We start from the raw sequence: 1018 nt of genomic DNA on the forward strand, positions 1-1018 counted from the left end.
CTAAGTAACAAAATGGAGGCTGAGCCTAAGATTTAATTGATAAATAATCCTTAATAAACCTAATTTTATTCTCCCTACTCATGCCGTGATGGCACGCTAAAAGTCGTTTCATGTCCGAGAATGTGCCGTTAAGCAGATTGGTCGTATTCGGGATGTTTAAATCAGGATATTGCTCAAACACAAACAGATAATCCAAATTGCGTTTTAGGCTGAAATACGCACTCCTGATATTCTTATGTGTGTAATGCGATTTGCCTGTTTCGGTGTTAAAGGTGCGTTCGTTCAGATAGCTTTGATACTGCTCAAACCACGTTTGCAGATCGTGTTCAAAGTCGGATTGCTTACTGTTTTTCAACGTCAATGCCAATCGCCAAAGTGCTTTGCCTGCTTCTGTTTTGGGATTGCGCGTTAAATAGCGACTGACGGTTTTAACCTGATGGAATTGACAGAGCTGTACGGGAATATCAGGAAACATCTGTACCAAACCGCGTCGCCCATCACAAACAATTCTTTGTATTTCAATGTCTTTTGCTTTCAGGCTGCCTATTGCTGTGAAATATTGTTCGTTGGTTTCGTATTTGACTTCGCTAACGGATAGTGCTTTGCCGCTGATGCTGTCTATCAAAACCATGACGCCGAAACTGCGTCTGAAGTAAGTGGTGTCCATGATGACGTTGGCTGCTGCGGGAGAAATGAAATGCACCTTAATTTGAACTTTTTTGAGATGCCTCAGAATAGTCTGCCGACTGCATCCGTAAGTTTTGGCAAGCTGTGCGGCGGTCTGTTTGCCTTCGCTGTATGCCTGCCATATTTCCTGCGGATTAAGCCGTCTGCCGCCATCAAACTGTCTGCCGCAAGCATGGCATTTGTAGCGTTGTTTGCCGTTTCGGCAGCCGTTCCTTTTGACTTGTTTTGAGTCGCAAAAAGGGCATTTTTTGTATTCAAAGCCTTTGACCTCTTTTAAAGCCTTATAGGATAAGGCTTGCGGGGATTTTTAGCCTCCATTTTGTTACTTACG

Annotated in this window: 2 protein-coding genes; one reads left to right on the plus strand and one right to left on the minus strand. The window is 43.4% G+C overall.

Going from position 1 to position 1018, the window contains the following annotated elements:
• Positions 1–25: 25 nt before the first annotated feature.
• Entirely contained in the window at positions 26–811 is a 786-nt protein-coding gene (locus ACLD9W_RS12340) for a hypothetical protein (protein ID WP_410842282.1), read from the minus strand.
• Here ACLD9W_RS12340 and ACLD9W_RS12345 point away from each other — a divergent pair.
• On the plus strand, positions 725–916 hold the full coding sequence (locus ACLD9W_RS12345; protein ID WP_146740810.1) for a hypothetical protein: 192 nt from the start codon (positions 725–727) through the stop codon (positions 914–916). The genes ACLD9W_RS12340 and ACLD9W_RS12345 overlap by 87 nt on opposite strands.
• Positions 917–1018 lie beyond the last annotated feature (102 nt).

Origin of the sequence: Neisseria sp. WLZKY-1, from assembly GCF_046546535.1 — a bacterium.
Lineage (GTDB): Bacteria > Pseudomonadota > Gammaproteobacteria > Burkholderiales > Neisseriaceae > Neisseria.

Coding starts and splice junctions, on each gene's coding strand:
- ACLD9W_RS12345 (WP_146740810.1), top strand. CDS start 725: ATGCCTCAGAATAGTCTGCCGACTGCATCCGTAAGTTTTGGCAAGCTG.